This is a genomic window from Tolypothrix bouteillei VB521301 (assembly GCF_000760695.4).
Lineage (GTDB): Bacteria > Cyanobacteriota > Cyanobacteriia > Cyanobacteriales > Nostocaceae > Scytonema > Scytonema bouteillei_A.
Map to the genome: position 1 here is coordinate 3,140,790 of NZ_JHEG04000001.1, position 20,069 is coordinate 3,160,858.

Sequence of the window (20,069 nt, forward strand, 5' to 3'; positions counted from 1 at the left end):
GTCGTTGTTGACGCAGTAAAGAGATCGCTGCTGAGAGCTAGTTTCCTTTGAAAGCAGTGTTAGATTCTGCCGAGCAACGGGGAAAACTGGAAATAGGTGTTTAAATAATGTTCTTTATGAAAACATCTTTTCCAACACAAAAGGATGCTGTTATTGGTTGCTTACTTGGAACAGCTATTGGAGATGCTATTGGGCTGCCTTTGGAAGGGTTATCTCAGAAAATGACAGTGCTCAAGCAAATCACACAGCAGCATTGTTTGCGGCTCAGTGTAAAATTAGTTCTGGTATTAGTGGCTACGTATATCACACCGTACCTGTCGTTGTCCAAGTTTGGTTGAGACACCAGCGCAGCTATAGGGATGCAATTGAAGAAATTGTTCGCCTTGGAGGAGATACCGACACTACCGCCGCTATTGTAGGTGGAATTATAGGTGCTGGTGTAGGCACATCGGGTTTACCTAAAGATTGGCTGAATAGCTTGTACGAATACCCTAGAACTGTGGAATGGATGAAATCTTTGGGTGAAAGATTATTTGAGGTATCAAGTAGCGGTAAAAATCAACTTCCTTTGCCCTTATCAATACCAGGACTATTGGTGAGAAATGTGCTTTTCTTGTTGATTGTCCTCGGACATGGATTTCGTCGATTACTGCCGCCTTATTGATTAAATTATTACTGCTTCAAGCAAAAAATTTGCTTGGCAAAAATCTTTATAAAGACTCGACATGGGACTCTATCTATATATATGAAAATTTTTCTAACAAACCAAAATCCGAGCAGTGTTGTATTCAAATGTAATTTTATTGCTTCCTCTTGATTTATAAAAGTTACCCTATTTTAAAATCGCGATCGCCAACCATAACTGGTCTAACTTTGAGTTTCCTCGCTGTTGCCAATTCTACAGTTAAGCGATCGCTCAATAGAGCGGTAAAAATTTGCACAAACTACCCACTAAGCAACAGTCTCAGCAGCAGTTAGTTCAGCTTCAGGGACTTCTGGTAACAGACGCTTGACGCCTTGCTTAACAAAGCCCTGCAAAAATCCGATTTGCTGGCTTTGCTGAAACACCCTTTGCAAATTTTGCCCCAACTTCTCAAGATTTAACGCAGTTCCAGAATTTGTAGCTATTTCCTGCTGTTGGAAATATTCCACTAAACTCAATCCCGCCAATCGGGTGAGGTAAGCTGCACTGACTCCCTGTACTAAACCACCTGCTACAAAGGTGACAGCATTACTCTTAAGTACGATACCAATTGCTTTGGAAGAAAGTTCCACTAAACCCAGTTTTACCATCAAACTTCCCATTGTTCCCGCTACAGTTTGTGCTTGTTCCAAGGAAAGTTTTTGCTGGTAGATTTTACCCAAATCCACAACCATTTGGGCATTAATCGCGGCTGTTGCCAGAACATCAAGCGCTGGAACTGGGTTGGCAAATGCAGCTGCTGCTGCTATCCACTGATATTGTTCAATAATTGGTACGCTGCGATCGCGTCTGATACCATTGAGTAAATCTTTTGCTTCAGCTTTCAGCAACAAAGCTTTTCTCATGGTCGTTCCCCACACAAGTTGCTGTGCTTGCTGTGCCAAAACTTCACCCAAGTGCTGGGTTAACTGCTGAACATCTGGGGCTGGTACCTCCAGCCATTCTTGTATGGAACCATCTTCCTGATGCTTGCGTACTTTGATAGTTGCAGGAGAGGCTGCAACTGCGACTACAGATGAAGGTACGCGTTGTTTTAGGGACTGCAAAACGCTCACACGTTCATCTGGCAAATACTGGTCTTGTTTGTTAAAAACCAGAATTGTGCTTTGATTTGCACCCTTGAGTTGCTGTAAGGCTTGAAATTCAGTATCTGTTAAATCCCCATTTGTAAGAAATAGGACGAGATCGGATTTTTGTGCTTCTACAAACACATCAGCATCTGACTTCTCGCCTGCTTCTACAAACAAAGGAGATGTTTCTTGGAAATGTAGGGACGATCGGTATCCTGTCTCTACACTTTGCTCGAGCACCTCAATCAAGGTAGTTTTACCTACTAACTTACCGCCAGTGACAGTAGCTAGAATCTGTTGCCTGTCTAACTCCGCCGTGAGATTTGCAACTTGTTCTTGTTGTAGAGAAGCGATACGTCGCTTCTCTACAGAGTCTTCTGCTTCTTGTGTTAGTTGGTTAACCACAGATTGGGTTTTTGCAATAGCAACTTCCACTGTTTCCCTATCTACAGGCATACCATTTAGCAGTTGGGTACTATCCTTGGGACGGTTTTTTTGAAACAACCACAAACCGCCGCCAACTGCTAAGAGACTCAGTAAGCCAAATTCACCCACCTGTACCAATGAATCTTGCAAACTGTCTAACATCCAAAGGGAAAAGGACAGTCCCAATCCTCCCACTAAAATTGGTCGCCGCAACTTCACAAACCTAGTTCTCCGTAATCTTTGGATCGATTCTTCTTAAGAATAGCTCACAAGCCTGCTTCTCCAAACTCCATTGGCGAATGCACCAATTTTTCTTTACATTCAGCAACTTGCACGATTTAAGTTTGGTCGGATTACCGATTTCTTCAAGAAGTTGCTCATCTGACCAATTATCAAATACAAAAAACGAAACCCTACAATGATGATTGTAGGGTTTCGTTTTAATTTGGTAGCGGGAAGTGGATTTGAACCACTGACCTTCGGGTTATGAGCCCGACGAGCTACCAGGCTGCTCTATCCCGCGTCGCTCTGTCTTCTCTACTATAGCAACAGGTTTAGAAATTTGACAAGTCCTAATAAAAAAATTTTGGAATTTTCTGGGGAGCAGGATCTGGGGTTAGGGAAAAGACTGCTCGTAATTCCACTTTTGCTAACACCCCAAACCCTTATCCCTAACCCCTTACAATAAGGATAATTCTCCCAGAACTTCTAAACGCTTGTACTTACCGAAGTTCATAAACTTTTCCGACAGGACATCCGCTACGCTGGGAGTAATCCAGCCTAACTGCTGAAGTATATGAATGGCCGCAGCGTGTTTTGCTCGCTTCGATCCATCAATAACTTTAATTGCCAATCCCATGCCTTCACCGAGTCTGCCAATGCACTGTACGCCCTCAGCACCGGATTTACTGACCAGTTCGCCCGGTGTGGCACGCATCAATTCCGTGTCAAATTCTCCCTCCCCTGCTACCATAACTGGATGATGGGTCATGGCTCGGACGATGCGCTCCATATCTAAACTGCTACGAGAAGCTAGCTGAGCGTATAGTGCTCCCATTTGCCCAAGTTGTAACAAGTAGGTAGGAGCACCACAATCGTCATGGGCGCTGATAAATTCTTCGGATGGCATTCGCAGCAATTCCGATACTTTACTAAGAATCAATTGCTGCACTGGGTGTCTGCGGTGCAAATAGTTATTGAGCGACCAATTACACTGCTGACAAACAGCTAGCATTCCAGCATGTTTACCAGAACAATTGTATTCTAGGGGGCTGCGTTTACCTTCAGGAATGGGACATTGGAGTGCTGAAGGGTCTACATCAGCCCGCCAAAGAATATTAAATACTTGTCTTACTTGCTCTATCGTTCCCTTGTGGGAACTGGTAACGATCGCTAGGTCTTTGTCGCTGAGGTCATAGCGTTCTAGGGTACCTGTGCTAGTCACAGCGAGTGCTTGAAATGGTTTCAGTGCTGAACGAACAAACGTGCTTGTTTCAGCATTACCAGCAACGGATAGAATCCGCCCGCGATTATCACAGATCGCTGCTTGGACTATGTGCTTTGACTCTATAATGCCTTCTCGCAGTAACCTAACTTCTAGTGCGGTGGCTTGTGTTCGTTTTCCCATTGTCATGGGTAAAAGTATACCATAATTGTGTCAATTGTCCTCAGTCCTCGGTCATTGGTCATTTGTTTTGTGCAAATGACCAATGACAAATGACCAATGACTATTTAAACTAAGTGCCAAACTATCGTACCAGCAACGAACAACACAGCCAAGCCAGCAAATGAAATTTGTAATCTCTGAAGGATGGGTTTGATCGAGTAGGTCACTATCAGTCGATCGCGTGTTACGATTTCCTGTGGTTTTGTCCAGGTTTGACCGTCGTACCAACCCGACTCTTCGTAAAAAATAATCGGACTCATCAGGCGGTCTCGGATATAAGACCAACCCAAATATAACCGCACCAGTACTAATATGACTCCAACACTTGCGCCTGCGGCACTGCTGAGAATAAATTGTGCTGTATGCTTGTGTGGAGCAAAACTTGTCGCCGCTATTGGTCCTGCTACTATTGACGATAACACCCAAATAAGCGCGATTTTAGTGATATACTCGCTCCAATTTAAGGTACAGTCACGAAATAGCCAGGACGATTTTAATTCTTCGTACTCGTTAAGCGGTTGTTGTTCTGTTGGTACTGGGCAATTTGAGACCGAAGACTTTATCATGTTGGCTGACTCCCACCGTCTGATTTACAAAGCTGGTTACTCCAGTTCGCGTGCTTTTGTTGCGGATGTTATATACTCTATACGTTCTGCGTGTCCCCAGAACGCTTCCAAATTATAAAACTCCCGTTCTTTGGGAAACATAACATGAACAATAACCTCGCCGTAATCTAACAGCACCCACGTTGCTTCTGCTTTCCCTTCTGTCCGCAAGGGGCGTCTTGACCACTCAGTTTCTAATTTATCTTCCACTGCATCCGCTATCGCCCTGACCTGTACCCTGGAGTAGCCCGTCATGACGACGAAGTAGTCCGCCAAATAAGAGACATCTCCTATCTTAAGTATCAGAATATCACCTGCTTTGCGGTCAGACCCTGCTTCGGCAATAGTCCAAGCCATCTTTCCACTCACGTCGTTGTCATCTATAGGTGGGTTTCCTGCTGAACTGTTTGTCACCGTGATAGATTGCCTTGGGAAATTTGTTTGAAAAGAATCAGTCATTAAACCTCAGCTGCTGTATCTCTTTAGTAATATTTTTTTACAAGTTCTGCCAAACAATCAAGAATTGGAATGAACTTTGCAACTGTGAGACCTGGTTTTTTTGAATACTAACAAAAAAACAGGTGTCTGTGCATTATGCTCTACACCTTAGAGCCTTCGATGTCCATCCTTGAAGAAATCAATTACGCCTTGTATGACTTGCTAAGGAATTAAGCAAGAATTTTCTAGTAAAAATCTGAGATTGCAATCGCAGGTCAATCACAAAGCGCGATCGATGTTTTCATGGCTTGCAATTCTTAAAGCTTGCAATTCTTAAAGCTTGCAATTCGGAAGCGTTGCCGCCTCTTGATTCCAGTTTGTGTGATAAAAACACAATACAGGAATGCGGACTCATGCCCAGTCTATCCAAAGTACGATCGGCTATAGCTTGCAATACTTCTTCATCATTCACATAAAATCTATCCATTACCAGGATAGCACTTAGGTGTGGATTTAACACGTGGAAGCGATCGCCAAAAGTTGTTGATTGTTGACTGTCAGCAATTAACAGTTAGCAAGCAACAACTATTGCAATAGCTGCGACCGTTTGCAAATCAAGATTGTAAGGTTGTGTAGAGTGTACCCTGTCGTAGAGAAAATTAAGCCCTACTTGTTTAGATGCTGTGGTGTTGCGTACTATCTGATTTGCAATTCCTGGTCTAGCTATCAAAATTCACAACGTTACGAATGCTCCAGAGGTGTCAAACTTCCTGTTCTGATACGATTTTTGGCTCAATCACTGAGTTCTCGTCTGTCAGCGAGTAAAATAGGGATTCATACTGGCTTAAAGCTTGATCGAAAGAATACTGGTCAATAGCAAATTTCCGACTATTGTATCCCAAAGTTTTAACTTTTTCTGGATGTTGATACAACTCTAAAATAGCGTCTGCTAAAGCCTGTGGGTCTTCTGGAGGGACAATCACCCCACCACCACTTTGTTTAATAGCTCTTGCTGCCGTACCATTTTTGGGAACAGAACCAATCAATGCTCTACCACTAGCCAGTAAAACTTGAATCTTCGAGGGCATATTGAAGGAAATCACATTTTTCTTTTGCACAACCAAACCTACGTCAGCGGCTGCTAGCATTTCTGGCAGAGTTTCGCGAGGCTGAAAAGGTAGTAGTAAAACATTATCTGCACCCGATGCATGACAAGCGTTATGCAATCGCTGTAAACCTTTCTCCTCACCAACAATCACAAAAGCAATCTCTGGAATATGACGCAGCATAGCAGCTGCTTTCACCACAGTTTCTAAACCTTGGGTGAGGGCGATATTGCCAGAATATGAAATAACAAATTTGCCCTCTAAATTGTGTTTTGCGCGGAAAGTGTTATTTTCTTTAGACAGGGGGCGAATAAAGTTGGTATCAACCCAGTTAGGAATTTGGACGATTTTTCTTCCCGGTACACCTTTAGCCTGCAAGTTATCCACAAAACCGTCAGCGATGACACTGATTTTGGTAGCACTTGCGTAAGCAAATTTTTCCAGTAATGCAAAGGCTCTAATAAGCCATTTATTCTTTAATAAACCAACGTGAACAGCAGCTTCTGGGAGTATATCCTGGAGATTTAAGACAACAGGGCAGCTGTGCAGCACGCCAAGAAGAGCCGTTGGCAAACAACTAGGTAGAGATGGAGAAGTCGAAAGAATAACATCCGGACGCCAACCAAACAGCGCTGGGAAGAAACTTGTGAACACGTAGCTTGCATCTAGCAACATCCGATCTAGTAGATTGGGCTGCGGACGAATCCACACGTAACTTCTTTGAATTTCAACCCCATTTTTGTATTCAGTATGGTACCATTTGCCCCGATAGTCCTTGTAGATCTGACGTTCTGGGTAATTAGGCATAGCGGTAACGACACGCACTTGGTGTCCGCGTTTAACCAATCCCTCAGCGAGTTCAGTCATCAAGGGAGCAATGCCTATCGGTTCTGGGTAATAGTTGTACGAGTAAATTAAAATACGCATAATTGGTTATTCTTGTACTCCTAGTCTGAAGAACCCTGGTGTCTTATTAATGACAACATTTGCTTGTGACCTGTTTCCGCACGTTATGTGTGCTTAATTAAAATTTTCGCTTCAGAACCATTCAAATGTCAGTTTTTTTTGTTGAAGATTAAGTAAAATTTGATGCTTCATTTTTGAGCATACGTAATAAATTTAGAGTTAAGAATATTTTGTATTTATATTTTTGAAATAGTGTATATACTTAGATAGAAATTTTATTTCTATAGGTTATAGTCCTGATGTAAAAACTCAGAAAAAGACGTAAAAGGCATAAATTTCAGAGCTAAGGTTTGAAAAAATTCTGGGTTTCACTATGAAAAGTTAGATACCTAACTTCTTAAAGAAGCCGGAGATCCAGAATTGTCAACTTTATCTCGGTATAGCAAATAAAAAAACACGGAGAAAAGTACTGAAATTTCCTCCGTGTTTCTAGCATCAGGCTCTATCGTAAGGTTTGAATTCAATCTGATTTATTGCTCAAACAGCTCCACTGTTTTTATTAAACAAAATCATAACTGTTCTAAAAATCAGCTTCAAATCGTACATAAAGCTCCAATTTTTCTGGTATTGCAAATCCATCCGAATAACATCCTCAAATTTACGGATAGTAGAACGACCGTTAACTTGCCATTCTCCAGTCATTCCTGGCTTGACATCCAAACGTTGCCATTCTGGAACTTCATAACGCTCGACTTCGTCTGGTGTAGGTGGTCTAGTTCCGACTAAACTCATATCTCCTTTGAGAACGTTCCAAAATTGTGGCAGTTCATCTAAACTACTACGCCGCAAAAAACGACCTACTTTAGTAACTCTCGGGTCATTGTCTATTTTAAAAAATGCCCCTTGTACCTGGTTTTGCTTCTCTAATTCAGCTTTGCGAGCTTCAGCATCAATGTACATTGAACGAAATTTCCAAATCTGAAAGCGCTGTCCCATCCAACCACAACGGGTTTGAGAGAAAAAAATCGGACCCGGACTGTCGAGTCTAATTGCAAGAGCAATGGGAATCAATAAAATCCCTGTGATAAACAAACCAATTAACGAACCCACAATATCTGTTAACCGCTTCATCCAAGAACGGACAGAAGGATGGGTGGCTGGTAGTTGCTCTTCTAATTGGCGGTTGATAGATGGACTTTCCGCTTGAGACTCTAAATTGAAAACTTTGTCTAACCCTGTAAGATTAAGTACTGCCGTGACCTGCGGAGTTACGTTACGAAGTGTAAATTTAATATTTTTTTCTTGAGCTATTTTGAGGTTACTGACTAGAGCACCTAAACCACTACTATCCATGAAAATAGTTTGATGAAAATCAATGATGATTTCCATCGGACTGGGGGTTCGCTCAGTTATCTCTTGGCAGGTCTGCTTAAAGGCTACAGCCTCTAGCACACTTAACCGTGCGGGTACCTGCACAATTGCCGTGTCATTTGAGAACATTATAGGAAAATTCACCTCTTTGGGTTGGCCAGTCATTAAGCCCTGCACTTTCATTGCCATGTCTATATAATTTGCCAAACAAATTGTGTTCTAGCAAATAGTCACTACTGATAAACTATCAGTGGTAAAAATAACTAGTCACTAGGAAGTTGATTGAGAGGAGCGATCGTTAGGAACGATTCAAAATAGAACAAGAAGTTACTGAAAGTCTGAAGTTTGAAAAACAAAGGATGATACAAGCATAAAGGATAAAAAAACGAGGTATGAATTACTTTATACTTCAATTTCCACTTCGTTATTCTTGACTTTTGTCTTAAATTCATACTTCACGCCTTATACTTCATACTTCTTTCATGAAACATACACATTCCTGTTCTTGTGCCAACGAAGGCGCATACGCGTTGCTAACATCACATGACTGCTAAAACTACTGTTACACCTACCGCACGCCTGATAGAAATTTTTTCCGCCATACAAGGGGAAGGACTGAATGTAGGAACACGTCAGATCTTTATTCGCTTTGCTTTGTGTGACTTGCGCTGTCACTTTTGTGATAGCGCTCATACTTGGCATGCACCCGCCACCTGTAGGATAGAACGGACCCCTGGATTGCGTGACTTTGAAACTTACTCTAACCCCGTTACACTACCTGCGTTACTTCAGTGGGTCGAGTGGCAGAATTTGCCTTTCGTACATGATACTATCAGCCTAACAGGAGGCGAACCTCTTCTGCACGCATCATTCTTGCTAGAATTCTTACCTCAAGTGCGCTCTGTTACGGGTTTGCCAATATACTTGGAAACTGGCGGACACCGTCCAAAACAACTAGCGGCAATATTACCTTATTTAGATTCAGTAGGGATGGATTTCAAATTACCCAGTACTAGTGGTGAAAGTCACTGGCAAGAACACGCAGAGTTTCTCCAACTCTGTCATACTGCAAAAGTTGAACTCTTTGTCAAGCTCATTGTTTCTCAAACAACTGACCCTTCAGAATTGGAACGTTCGGCGGAATTGGTGGCGTCTGTCGATCCATCGATCCCAGTCTTTTTACAGCCCGTTACTCCTCTAGATACCTCGCTGAATCTGACAGATAAACCTCAACTTGCGCCTTTTCCAGAGCAAGTTTTAACTTGGCAAGCTTTGATGAAGCGATTGGTTAAGCAGGTGCGGGTGATACCTCAAACTCACAAAATGCTGAATCAGCTTTAAGTAAATGGTTAGTGGTTAGTAGTAATAAGAACCACTAACTATTAACTAATTTATGTGAATAGTTAATAGTTAGTAGTAATAAGAACCACTAACGACTCGCTAATTTATAAAGATATTATCAAGTAAAACTCTATTACGTGAAGTTTTGAAGTAGTAAAGATTACATATTCAATATTTAACCTGTTCTTAATAGGGAGGTCGGATGCTAAAAAAATCAATTTCCTAATCCTTGACCATGATTTACATAAAACACATACTTTGTGCGATCGGGTGTTCGTTTATCATGTCTAGCTTGAGTATCGCAGGGTTTGCCTCATCAGCACGCGGTATTTCCCTGGCTAACACTCTTGTGCTCCCCGCTGAAGGTACAGATTTATACCCATTTCCAGGAAGCAGTGCCAATATTAATCGTTTGGGATATTTCTCCGATCTCTACTACGATCGCTATAACAACGTGTACTATGCATTAGGCGATCGCGGTCCTGGAGGTGGAGTCATCTCCTACCAAACACGAGTACAAAAATTGACTTTAGATGTAGACCCTAAGACTGGAGCCATTTCCAACTTTAAGGTACTAGAGACCATCTTATTTACCAAAGATGGTCAAAATTTTAACGGTTTGAATCCAGAAAAACTCAATGGCAATCCAAGCAATTTAGGGCTCAGTCTCGATCCTGAGGGGTTTGCCATTGCACCCAATGGGAATTTCTACATTTCTGACGAATACGGTCCATCCGTCTATGAATTTAAACCAGATGGTTCTTTTGTAAGAGCATTTGCAACACCACAAAATCTCCTGCCTAAAGAAACTAATGGTGATTTAAACTTTGTTGATGGGCGTCCCACCATTACCAACGGTCGCCAAGACAACAGAGGATTTGAAGGATTAACTCTTAGCCCAGATGCAAAAAAACTGTATGCTTTGCTGCAAGATCCTTTAGTTAATGAAGGTTCACCAGATGGAAGACGCAGCCGCAACCTAAGGTTGGTAGAATTTGACACAGCAACAGGACAAAATACTGCTCAGTATATTTATCAGCTTGAAAGTCTCACTAGTATTAACGATCGCATTCCTGGAACAAAAGATGATTTTGGAGACAACTCCCAAGGGCGTAATATTGGTATCAGTGCTATTTCAGCCTTGAACGATAAAGAATTCTTAGTGCTAGAAAGAGATAATCGCGGGATTGGAGTAGACGATCCATTGGGAACAGCACCTGTTGCTAGCAAACGTGTCTACAAAATTGACTTAACTGACGCAACAGATGTAAGCAATATTAGCTTAGTAGGAACTAACACTTTACCTACAGGGGTTAAAGCGGTTGGTAAAACCTTATTCTTAGACATTGCTGAGTCTTTGAAGACAGCAGGACAAACAATACCAGAAAAGTTTGAGGGTCTGGCGATCGGTCCCAAACTCAGTGATGGTTCTTATGCACTCTTATTGGGAACTGATAATGACTTTAGCGTTACCCAAAATGATGACGATGTTCAATTCGATGTTTGTACTAACGGTACTCAAGTCGCAATTGACAGTGGCTGTCCAGATGGCAGTTCTCTAATTCCCGCATACCTTTATTCATTTAAGGTAAGTGCTTCTGAGTTAGGCAAATTTATTCCATCCCAAAAAGTACCCGAGCCTACAGCAACTATTGGGCTGTTATTACTGGGTGGTATAAGTAGTTTATTACTCAAGCAACGTAAATAATTATTAAAGCGATCGGCAATCAGCAACACATGAGCGATCGCCGATCGGTCCAGTCCTGCAGGCGGATTTCCCGCCCCAGGAAACTGGCAAAACCATATAGCCTGCGGCATTGCGTAGCATCCCCGTAAGGAGATAGGATCACTCTTAAAATGCTCCCTCTTCTAAATTTTTAGATTTTGCCTTTGCTTTATTCGCACTCCGCTTGAGAGAGGAAAGCCTTGCTTCAAATTTAGACCGTTGCCGTTTGCTAGGAGTTGTATCAATTAAAGTTTTTAAAGCACTCCCCAAGCTTTTGTAAGCGTTGGGAAGAGTATAGCCAAAACGAGTTGCTAGGGCTATAGCCTTCTCATCAGCTTCTACTAATTCTTTTAATTGCTTCTCACCATTGTTTTTTTGGTACAGCCGCCAGCCTGAGACTCCGCACAAAGCCAAAGCCAGTACTAGCAGCAACCCATCTTGAACCCACAGTTCGCCAACAGCACCACCCAAACCAATTGCAAGGGCTGCCATTTCCCAACCGTCTTTAGGAATAGTATCATTTTGAATGCGAGCGACTTCATGCCAGAATAACAAGTTGCGCTGATCCATTGCCAGTGCATCCCATTTAGCCAAGTCAATTTGAATTTCTACCTGGTCTTTACCAATTTCTTCAGAACGAATCAGGGGTGGATTCACCTCAGTCGTACCTTCAACCGTAACCCAGCTTTGTAATTCTGGCGGTAATAAGCCTTTTAACCGCCTGAGTTCGCTCATTTCTGCTCTAGCACTAGAGGTTGCATAAGATGTCATATTATTCAGAAGGGTGAAAACTTCAGTATATAGAGAGTATCACTTTGGAGTATAGCGATTTCACCAGCAAAACGGCTCAGTCGTTCGGAAAACTCCCACGCCTTTTTCGGGCTTCCATTGCCTTTTCCAAAACGTCTAGCAATCCTGGAGCTTGTTCTTGAATGCTCAATAAAATTCTCTCTCCAAGTTCCACATTCCCCGGATCTTGACCTGTTTCCATAACTTCTGTCAGTCGGGGCACTGCCACCGTATCTACAAGCTGAATTAACCCGTGCAAACAACGGTTAAATTGCTTTTCTGTCAGAATTGAGTCTTCTAGTGGAAACTCAATAATAGCACGAATTTCACCGTCTGATGGGTCGTACTCCCATTGCAACATTTTCGTTTCCCAGGAAATGGAAAGCATTGTTTGCAGTATCGCAGCTTTGTAAGGATGTTCTTGGATACCCGATAGCACTTGGGGCGCAAAGAGACGGAAGAACCTTCCTTCTTCATCCAGTTGAACAACAATGAGAAAATCCTCTAAGTTATCACTTTCTACTCCTGTAATAATACGGTCATCTTCTTCATCAATACGATATTCCCAACCAAGGTTGTCTAAATACTTGGCGATTTGCTGCAGATTTGCTGCCATAAAAGCCTCATAGTTCAATGGAGCCTGCGTTACCAGACCTAGTTTAACCTGCCAGGGTCAAGACGTAGAATGCTATTGTTACCTTCTGTTTTATTGACTCCTGTTCTCTACACACAAGTATTTGTCAAATAAATGACACCAAAATGACAGAAACCCATGTTTTTAAGGTCGATTGTTCTTTAAAGCTCATTTTTTAGACTGTTACCTTCTACTAAATATTTTACCAAATTGCGTTTTAATATATGATACACAACGGGACTATAAAAATTTACATAAAAATAATAATCACTCCGACTAACTGTACCAGAAAAAAACTCAGTAATTTTCTGTAATTTTCAGCAAGCATTGGTTGTTAGGATTTAAAAATTTAATTCATTTTTTTCATAAAAAAATCTGGAATTAAGACTCACCAACGAGAAGTAAACTTGTACATCCGGAAAGATTTTTAGCTAGTTGCAGCGTGGCATGATTGTAAGTATCGCAGTTTTAATTGCGAGGGGGGCGATCGCATGGGTTGGGAAGAACTTACCTCAGTTTACGAGCAACTACATCATTGTGCATTTCAAATTGAAGACATTGCCAGAGTTAAGGAGCGTCAACGTATCGCCCGCGACCTGCATGATTCGTTGGGACACGCGCTGACAGCGCTCAATATTCAGTTGCAAACTGCTCTCAAGCTTTGGAAGCTTGACCCTGCTAAGGCTGAATGTTTTCTCATACAGGCTCAACGGCTTGGCACAACCGCTATGAAGGAGGTGCGGCAATCTGTCTGTTCTTTACGAGCAACAGCAAAGGCGGACCAGTCTCACCAGTCTCTAGAACCACTGATTGAATCTTTAGTAGAAGATTTTCGGCAAGTTAGCGACGTATCAATTTCGACTTGTATAACTCTGTCTGCTATTTTGCCTCCTGAGGTAAGTACTACACTCTACCGAGTTGTGCAAGAATCTCTAACTAATATTCGCAAGCACGCAGCAGCAACAGCAGTACAAATTAAGATTCACCCCACTTCGTATGGAGTGCGGCTTGTAGTTGCTGACAACGGCAAAGGATTTAAACAGGATACCCTATCAAAGGGATTCGGACTTCAGGGGATGGCAGAACGAGTAGCAGCATTGGGAGGTCAAATAGACATTTATACAGAGCCGGGGAAGGGCTGTCAGATTAGGGCTGAGTTACCCTTACAACAGCAGCCTCCAGTACAGAAGTCTCTAGATTTTGGCGTTGATGTTTCTCCCTTAAAAGTTGCAGATTACCTAAAGCATTTGGTTCTTGCTGACAAACAATCGTTACAAAAGTTTGAAGCGAAGCCAAGAAAGCGCAGCCAAATAACAGTCGATTTGCCCTTACAGCAGCAGATTCTCACGCAGAACTCACTAGATTTTGCTGCTAGTGACGCCACCATAACTATAGTCAAGCCTGTAAAGCCCTTGGTTCTCAGTCGCGATCTCTCAATTCAGTTAGAAGAGATTTTAACCGAATACGTTGGCTCTATTGCCACAACCTTGCTGCAGAAACTAACAGAACAAACACAAAATCGTCAAGAACTTGTTACAAAACTACTGTTTTATATTCCCGAGCAGCAACGAACCGAGTTTGAGCAGCGCTTGTCGTTTCTTTTTGACTCATCCCCCAGCCCAGAGGAAATAATTTCAAGAGACTGGGGAAAAGAGCAGGGAGCCAAAGGAAAGGAAACACCTTCCCCTTCCTCTTTACCCTTGACGCTTTACCCTAATTTCTCTAAGAATTCTAAGTTACCTCTTCTTCAACTTAACGTTGAAACGGAGCAAGAATTGGGTGTCAAAATTGCGGTTGAGCAGCCGTTACAAGAGCAAGCTATGGCACAAGAGTGGCGAGATTTTGCTGCTAGTGTCTCTACCTCAGAAGTAGCAGACCTAAGAGAGCGTTTGGTTCTTTCTAACGAGCAATTGTTGCAGTTGGAAAACATTTTGGCAGAATACATTGGAATCACAATTGCCCCAATGCTATTGCAAGAAGTCGTAGAACAAACGACGACCTGTCAAGAACTTGTTGCAGAACTATTGCTTTACATTTGTGCTTCACAACGAACTGAATTCGAGCAGCAGTTGTCGTTTCTGTTTGACTCAAACCCTAGCGTAGATGAAACAACTCAAGAGCACTTTTCCGATCTCAGTTTTCAAACCATCAATGAGAGTTTTATTCGTCAGTGCGAGGAACAACTGATTGATTTGATAGGACCGTTTGCTCCGGTGTTGATTCAGGAAACGCTTCAGTCTTCACCTGGAATTTCTGCCTCGGAATTGGTAGAAGCCATAGCAACAAAAATTCCTGATGCTCAACTAGCTGTCGAATTTCGACAAGCATTAAGCAGTTTTCCTAACATTGAAACAGAGCAAGAAATTTTATCTTACATTCCTGCCGTTCGGGAAACTGAATTTGAGGAGCAAGTTGCATTTCTGTCTAATCCAGTCTCTAGAGAATATGACCTTGACTTGACCTATCAAAGCATTAATAAGAATTTTTTGTACCAATGCGAGCAACAACTAATAGATTTAGTAGGACCGATCGCTCCATTGCTTATTGAGGAAACGCTTGAGTCTTTGCCTGGAATTTCGCGAGCGGAATTGGTAGAAACAATAGCAGCAAAAATTCCCGATGCTCAAGTGGCTGGCGAATTTCAACGACGGATGGGTCTCTAAGTCGATTGGATTCCCTTAGATTCCTTCAGATTCTGCAGCGCTGTGAACCTAATGGTAGATTCGCCTCCAAATACTACGCAGCAGAATATCCATACATGAGTTTGACTTGAGGTGAATTAGATGATTCGTCTGTTACTGGTAGATGACCAAAGTTTAGTGCGTGACGGTATTAAAGCTATGCTTAGCTTAGAACCCGATTTGCAGATTGTTGGTACGGCTGACAACGGAAAAACCGCGATCGAGCTAGTAGAAGCACTGCAACCAGATGTGGTTTTGATGGATGTGCGGATGCCGATTATGGATGGTAAGGAAGCTACTCGCTCGATCGTCCAACACTTTCCAAAAGTTAAAGTCATTGTTCTCAGTACCTTTGATGATGATGAATACATTACCGAGTCGATACGGGCTGGAGCAAAGGGTTATTTGCTCAAAGATATGTTATCTGAAGAATTGGCAGAGTCAATTCGGTTTGTCCATCGCGGTTACTCACAATTAGCTCCCGGACTGCTGGAAAAGTTGGTCACTCAAGCTGCGGATTCAGCATCGAGGCGTAGCGAGACAACTCCAACAGTTTTGGCTGAGTTAACTGCTAGGGAACGAGATGTGTTGCGCTTAATTGGTAGGGGTGCTACCAATCGCGAAATTGCTCAGCAGCTTATTATCTCCGAAGGTACGGTGAAGACTTACGTTACCAATCTTTTTAACCGTTTGAACTTGAAGAACCGCTCGCAGCTTGCCATTTATGCTAATTCTGTAAGCTGGAATGAAAGTTAGGACAAACATTGACGAAAGTTTTAAGAAGATCTACTTATTGGCAAACTTTAGTCAGGGTGAATTTATCTATTTGTTGAAGTAGAAATTAAGACATTTTTCAGATGATTATTAGTAGTTAACAATTTAGGATAGAAGTATAAAGTGATTGAAAAGTATTTTTATCAAAACTAGATTATGTTTGTTCGCGATATCAACAAATGCCAACAGCCTTTCTTGACTTTACAAAGGGCACAAGAAGCACCAGAACAAAAAGTGCGAAAGCTTCTTGCTAAATTAAGTTATATGAACGAGCAATTATGTCATGAGAAAGCTTTACGTTTGCGGGCGGAGGCGGAACTAGAAAAGTCTCTTGCATTGACAAAGAAAGAGCCATTAGTTTCTATGATTTGCCATGAATTCCGTTCTTCACTGAACGTTATCTCCTTCTCCACTAGTTTACTTAAACGTCACCATCACAATTGGAGTGAGGAGAAAACACTACAGTATTTCCAGCGTCTTCAAACAACAGTCGAACAGCTCGGTCAACTGATGGACGAACTTCTAACGATCGAGAGAGCAGAAGCAGGAAAGCTAGAGTTTGAGCCTACATCGGTTAATTTGATCTCATTCTGCCATGATATATTAACTCAAATGAATTTGAGTGAAAACTCTCAGAACGCAATTAATTTTGTGATACAAGGTGATAGCAAAGCAGTTTGTATAGATAAAAAATTATTGCAGCCTGTTCTTACGAATTTATTATCGAACGCGATTAAATATTCCCCCAATGGTAGTACAGTTGATATGATACTCTCCTATCTAGATGAAGAAGTTATTTTTACGATAAAAGATAGGGGAATTGGCATTCCAAAAGCAGATCGACAACGGCTGTTTGAGCCATTTCATCGTGGTGGAAATGTCGGTGATAAACCGGGTACTGGATTGGGTTTAGCAATTGTCAAAAAATTTGTGGATATACATGGTGGGGAAATCATTATAGAGAGTGAAGTGGGTGTTGGTACTACGTTTACGATCGCATTGCCATGCCAAATGTGTCACTAATACCTACACAGTGAGGTAATACCAACTTGAGAAAAGAAGGCAACAAATAATTGAGCGAAATTAAGTCCAAGCAGGACTTTGTCAATCTATAATCGAAAATCCAAAATATACAAACTATGACAAAAGTTTTAGTAATTGAAGATGAAGTAGAAAGTCGAAATATATTTCTTGAATGCCTCGAAGCAGAAGGGTTTGATACTATCAGTGCAGAAAACGGTCTGATAGGCGTTCAGAAAGCACAAGAAAACTTGCCCGACCTCATTATTTGTGACGTTTCCATGCCAGAATTAGATGGTTATGGTGTCCTCACCTCATTACGCCAAAACACGGGAACAGCAAGGATTCCCTTTATTTTTCTTAGTGCCAAGAGTACAAAGGCTGAGGTGCGTCAAGGCATGACGCTTGGTGCTGATGACTATCTCACCAAGCCTACTACAGCAGAGGAATTATTAGAAGCGATCGCTACCCGACTGAAAAAACAAGCAACTATTAAGGAGTGGTACGAGACTCAATCACCACAAGTCACACCACCTCCTGCTAATACCGCTCCATCAGCCGACTCCCAGTCATCCTCTCCTGCTAGCCCTCAGTTGAAGGAGGTTTTTGACTTTATCGAAGCCAATTATCACCAAGCTATAAGCTTAAGTGACGTAGCCCAAGCCGTGGGTTATTCCCCAGCATACTTAACTGACTTAATGCGACGCCAAACAGGAAAGACGGTACATCAATGGATCGTAGAGCACCGAATGACAAAGGCATGCTCATTGCTTTTGGAAACCAAGCAGTCAGTAGAACAGATTGCGGAAGCAGTGGGTTATCAATATGTAGGGTGTTTCTTTCGTCAATTTCGTATCAGCTTTGGAACTACCCCTCAAGTTTGGCGCAACCAGAAGATACGCAAAGATTGAAGTCAGGGGCTTCCACATAAGGAATATCTCAAAATTTCTTATTATTAATAGAAATTTATTTATTAATAGCTATTCCTAACACTACCATTAGGCATGATAGTTTTATGAAATATTGCTCCTGACAAATTTGCACCTTCTAAAATTGCACCTTCAAAGTTAGTATTAGTGAGATTAGCGTTGCTGAGATCGGCATAACTTAAATCAATATATTTCAAAATAGAATTACTTAAGTTTGTATTAGATAAATCAACTTCACGTAAATTAATTTTACTAAAAAAGATATGAGATAGATTTGCACCTGCTACAAGATATATAGCTTTTGATAAATCAATACCATTAGGAAAAATAGTAGCTGAATTATAAAATGCTCCCCTGAAATCGGTATTAGCTACTATACTGTAGCTGAGGTCAGCATTACTTAAATCAGCCCCAGCTAAACGAGCATTTGTAAGGTTAGTACCTGCTAAGTTTGTACCTTTTAAATTTGCATGACTTAAACGAGTATTACTAAGATTAGATTCACTCATGTTAGTACCGCTAAAATTTACATCATTTAAATAAAGACCACTTAAGTTAGCTCTACTTAAATCAAGTGAGTGTAAATCTTTGCAAGATAAAAGAGATTTGCCATATCCAGACAAATCTACACCAGAGGTAATTGGTATAGCTTGGGATAAATCCACATTTTCAGGGAAAATTGTTTCTGAACAGTAAATTGCTTCACTTAAGTTTGCCCCTGCTAAGTCTGCTTCACTAAAATTGGCACGTATTAAATCAGTCTTACTGAGATTTGTATTTCTTAATATAGCTCTGGTTAAATTTGCTTTATTCAGTATTGCTCTGGCTAAATTGGCATTACTTAAATCGGCTTCTGTTAAGTTAGCATTTATTAAATCTGTTAAAACAAAACCATGTTCACCTACATCTAATCTAGCTCCTTTTAAGTTAGCTTTTTTTAAATTACTTCCTCTAAAAGATGTGCTACTTAATTTGCTTTCTTCTAAATTGATACCTTCTAAATTAGCATTTAGGAAAAAAATTTCAATTAACCAAGCACCACTTAAGTTCGCATTACTCATATTTACATCTTTTAAAGAAGCATTCCATAGTTTTATGCCAGGAAGCTGTACATCACTTAAATTTACTCCTTGCAAATCAGAAAGCCTTAATTCTACACAACTAAAATTATTAGTAAAATCTCTTTCTCCTCGTGCATAGCGTAGCAACAAAGTATCCTTAATCGCCGCCGGATTACGATTATTGTTACAAATACTACCGCTTGGCATAATAGTGTTGCACAAAATAGCATGCATTAATTCTGGAGAGCCACTTGTATTCTCAACTTGAGCATTACGTAAATTCGTATTTTTCAGATTTGTATCTTCAAGATTTGTGTCAATTATTACTGTATTTTCTAGATTTGCATCCTCTAGATTTGCTCCTTCTAAACTGCTTTCAAGTATTGTACAATTTATTAAATTCGCCCTTTTTAAGCTGGCGTACTGAAAATTGCAGTTAGTTAAATTGGTATTACTCAAATCTGCTTCATCTAGAACTGCGTAGCGTAAGCTAGCACCTTCTAAATCAATGCCTCTAAGAATAGTTCGTTGAAGATTAGCTCCATGTAACTCGGCATCTCTTAACTTAGAGTTGCTTAAATTAGCACCGCTCAAGTTAATCCCTATTAAATTGGCACTCCTTAAACTAATGCCTATAAAATTTCTTTCCCCAGAGGTGTACTGTGTGAGTAAATTTTCAATATCCATACATAACTCAAATAAATTGTTTAAATACTAATAACAGTATCTCCTTATAAGATAAATCCTGCCACTAAGTTAAGTGCAACCTTGCAAGAAATGTACGCAGCACTGGCTACTGAAAGCTTTGCTATCCCTCAACTAT

At 41.2% G+C, this 20,069-nt stretch carries 16 protein-coding genes and 1 tRNA gene; 7 read left to right on the forward strand and 10 right to left on the reverse strand.

Annotation, left to right across the window (positions count from 1 at the left end; genetic code table 11):
* Positions 1-157: 157 nt before the first annotated feature.
* Positions 158-664 carry an ADP-ribosylglycohydrolase family protein gene (locus HC643_RS12480; protein WP_050045723.1) on the forward strand — a complete coding sequence of 169 codons (507 nt, stop codon included), beginning with the start codon at positions 158-160 and terminating at the stop codon, positions 662-664.
* A gap of 287 nt (positions 665-951) precedes the next feature.
* Here HC643_RS12480 and HC643_RS12485 read toward each other — a convergent pair whose 3' ends face one another.
* From HC643_RS12485 to HC643_RS12515, 7 genes are all read right to left on the reverse strand, one after another.
* Entirely contained in the window at positions 952-2,418 is a 1,467-nt protein-coding gene (locus HC643_RS12485; RefSeq protein WP_038078816.1) for a YcjF family protein, read from the reverse strand.
* Positions 2,419-2,645: 227 nt separating this feature from the next.
* Positions 2,646-2,722: transfer RNA gene (locus HC643_RS12490), tRNA-Met, on the reverse strand.
* 156 nt (positions 2,723-2,878) lie between these two features.
* Positions 2,879-3,832 (reverse strand): asparaginase, encoded by a 954-nt coding sequence (locus HC643_RS12495; RefSeq protein ID WP_038078814.1) that lies wholly within the window; start codon positions 3,830-3,832, stop codon positions 2,879-2,881.
* 98 nt (positions 3,833-3,930) lie between these two features.
* On the reverse strand, positions 3,931-4,431 hold the full coding sequence (locus HC643_RS12500) for a CGLD27 family protein (protein ID WP_038078812.1): 501 nt from the start codon (positions 4,429-4,431) through the stop codon (positions 3,931-3,933).
* A gap of 36 nt (positions 4,432-4,467) precedes the next feature.
* Positions 4,468-4,929 (reverse strand): ribosome silencing factor, encoded by a 462-nt coding sequence (gene rsfS / locus HC643_RS12505; protein ID WP_038078810.1) that lies wholly within the window; start codon positions 4,927-4,929, stop codon positions 4,468-4,470.
* 740 nt (positions 4,930-5,669) lie between these two features.
* A complete protein-coding gene (locus HC643_RS12510; protein ID WP_038078807.1) occupies positions 5,670-6,941 on the reverse strand; it encodes a glycosyltransferase family 4 protein in 1,272 nt (423 codons plus the stop codon).
* A 516-nt stretch (positions 6,942-7,457) separates the two neighbouring features.
* On the reverse strand, positions 7,458-8,480 hold the full coding sequence (locus HC643_RS12515) for an exopolysaccharide biosynthesis polyprenyl glycosylphosphotransferase (protein ID WP_137986338.1): 1,023 nt from the start codon (positions 8,478-8,480) through the stop codon (positions 7,458-7,460).
* Positions 8,481-8,834: 354 nt separating this feature from the next.
* On the opposite strand from HC643_RS12515, the gene HC643_RS12520 reads away from it, so the two are divergent.
* Both HC643_RS12520 and HC643_RS12525 read left to right on the forward strand, forming a co-directional pair.
* Complete coding sequence (locus HC643_RS12520; protein WP_038078804.1) at positions 8,835-9,632, forward strand: 7-carboxy-7-deazaguanine synthase QueE; 798 nt, start codon at positions 8,835-8,837, stop codon at positions 9,630-9,632.
* A 235-nt stretch (positions 9,633-9,867) separates the two neighbouring features.
* Positions 9,868-11,340: an esterase-like activity of phytase family protein gene (locus HC643_RS12525; RefSeq protein ID WP_038078801.1), complete on the forward strand. Its 1,473-nt coding sequence runs from the start codon at positions 9,868-9,870 to the stop codon at positions 11,338-11,340.
* 144 nt (positions 11,341-11,484) lie between these two features.
* On the opposite strand, the gene HC643_RS12530 is transcribed toward HC643_RS12525, so the two are convergent.
* Together HC643_RS12530 and HC643_RS12535 are read right to left on the reverse strand one after the other, a co-directional pair.
* Positions 11,485-12,129, reverse strand: coding sequence for a DUF3318 domain-containing protein (locus HC643_RS12530; RefSeq protein ID WP_038078798.1), 645 nt, complete (start codon positions 12,127-12,129; stop codon positions 11,485-11,487).
* A 76-nt stretch (positions 12,130-12,205) separates the two neighbouring features.
* On the reverse strand, positions 12,206-12,763 hold the full coding sequence (locus HC643_RS12535; RefSeq protein ID WP_038078795.1) for a type III secretion system chaperone family protein: 558 nt from the start codon (positions 12,761-12,763) through the stop codon (positions 12,206-12,208).
* A gap of 509 nt (positions 12,764-13,272) precedes the next feature.
* On the opposite strand from HC643_RS12535, the gene HC643_RS12540 reads away from it, so the two are divergent.
* The 4 genes from HC643_RS12540 to HC643_RS12555 all read left to right on the forward strand — a co-directional run bounded on the left by HC643_RS12540 (position 13,273) and on the right by HC643_RS12555 (position 18,167).
* Positions 13,273-15,444, forward strand: coding sequence for a sensor histidine kinase (locus HC643_RS12540; RefSeq protein ID WP_167844670.1), 2,172 nt, complete (start codon positions 13,273-13,275; stop codon positions 15,442-15,444).
* A 120-nt stretch (positions 15,445-15,564) separates the two neighbouring features.
* Positions 15,565-16,218 (forward strand): response regulator, encoded by a 654-nt coding sequence (locus HC643_RS12545; protein WP_038078792.1) that lies wholly within the window; start codon positions 15,565-15,567, stop codon positions 16,216-16,218.
* 174 nt (positions 16,219-16,392) lie between these two features.
* Entirely contained in the window at positions 16,393-17,259 is an 867-nt protein-coding gene (locus tag HC643_RS12550; protein ID WP_050045727.1) for a sensor histidine kinase, read from the forward strand.
* A gap of 116 nt (positions 17,260-17,375) precedes the next feature.
* Complete coding sequence (locus HC643_RS12555) at positions 17,376-18,167, forward strand: response regulator transcription factor (RefSeq protein ID WP_038078790.1); 792 nt, start codon at positions 17,376-17,378, stop codon at positions 18,165-18,167.
* A 62-nt stretch (positions 18,168-18,229) separates the two neighbouring features.
* Here the strand turns inward: HC643_RS12555 and HC643_RS12560 are convergent, their stop codons facing one another.
* Positions 18,230-19,933: a pentapeptide repeat-containing protein gene (locus HC643_RS12560; protein WP_038078787.1), complete on the reverse strand. Its 1,704-nt coding sequence runs from the start codon at positions 19,931-19,933 to the stop codon at positions 18,230-18,232.
* Positions 19,934-20,069 lie beyond the last annotated feature (136 nt).